Origin of the sequence: Neobacillus vireti (assembly GCF_036962345.1) — a bacterium.
Classification (GTDB): domain Bacteria; phylum Bacillota; class Bacilli; order Bacillales; family Cytobacillaceae; genus Neobacillus; species Neobacillus vireti_A.
In genome coordinates this window covers 1-1447 of record NZ_JBALNB010000031.1, presented here as the reverse complement: position 1 = coordinate 1447, position 1447 = coordinate 1, and the positions used below count along the sequence as shown (strand labels likewise).

At 36.7% G+C, this 1447-nt stretch carries 1 protein-coding gene; it reads right to left on the bottom strand.

Going from position 1 to position 1447, the window contains the following annotated elements:
* Positions 1–32: 32 nt before the first annotated feature.
* Positions 33–1396 (bottom strand): IS3 family transposase gene (locus tag V7108_RS26625; protein WP_335569853.1). Its coding sequence is split into 2 segments (ribosomal slippage): positions 33–937 and positions 937–1396, totalling 1365 coding nucleotides; the frame shifts between segments, so codons are not numbered across the junction.
* Positions 1397–1447: the final 51 nt, after the last annotated feature.

Genomic DNA, 1447 nt, shown 5'->3' with positions numbered 1-1447 from the left:
TGATCTGACCCAATAAAGTTAGACAAATATTTTTATGCAACTTTTAAGACTTGAGTTCGGTATTCCACCGGACTCAAGTCTTTTAATTTTGCCTTCATTCGTTTGTGATTGTAATAGTGTATATAATCAGCCAATTCCCGTTCAAACTGCTCGATACTGTCAAATTCCTGTAGATAAAGAAGTTCGGACTTTAATAAGCCAAAGAAATTTTCCATGACTGCGTTATCCAAACAGTTCCCTTTACGGGACATACTCTGTGTAATTTGGTGTTGTTCCAGTTTTTTTTGATATTGTCTCATTTGATAATGCCAACCCTGATCTGAATGAAGAATAACTTGGTCTCCTGGCTGAAGACGTTCAATCGCCTGATCTAACATGTCTCCTACCAATTTATATACAGGACGACTCATGACGCTATAAGCAACGATTTCACCATTACACAAATCTAGGACAGGAGAGAGGTAGCGCTTCTCACCAAATAGGTGGATTTCTGTGACGTCGGTTACCCATTTTTCATTCATATTCTCGGCTGTAAAATCGCGATTTAAGACGTTCGGAGCGATTTTCCCTACATTACCTTTATAAGATTTGTACTTCTTCATACGTACCATACATTTTATTCCCATTTCATTCATTAAACTATTGATAGTTTTGGGGTCATGGTAGAAACCTCTTTTTTTTAATTCTTTCGTGATTCTACGGTACCCATATCGACCTTTATGTTCATGGAAAATCTCTTTAATAGCTTCTTTTACACTGTGATATTTATCAGCCTGATTTAATCGTTTTTCCCAATAATAGTAAGTACTACGTGGAATGTCAGCGACTTTAACTAATTCCACGACCTCATACTGATTCTTTAGTTCATAAATTACTTGCGCTTTGATTTTGTTTGTAATTTTTCCTGCTTTTGAACTAAAGCATTCAACTTTTTTAAGTAGGCAATCTCCATTTCTAAATGTTCTACTTTCGCTTGCAATGTTTCCACTGTTTCTTCGGCTGGTGTTGATTTCTGTGTTTCTGTTTTCTTTGTTTCTTTCTTCAAGGATGGACGCCCCTTTTTCTTTGATTCGAGGGCATCAATTCCATGTTTTTCGTAAAGCCTTCTCCATTTTCGAATTAAAGAAGGATCAGCTACCTTAAAAATAGCAGCTGTTTCATTCGGCGACGTCCCGTAATCATTCATATATTTTAGTACGTCCAGTTTAAACTCTGTTGAGTAACTTGTATAGGATTTTTTAAACGCTTCTGCACCATTTTCTTCGTATTGCTTCACCCAAGTTATTACTAAAGAGGAGGCTGCTCCAATGGAAGCCGCAATCGTATTATAACTATCATAGCCTTGTAAATAGCGATGAACAGCCGATAATTTATCCTCCACACTAAATTTAGCCATAAAAAACACCCCGTAAATGTTATTGGTGTCTAACATTTACGGGGCAGATCA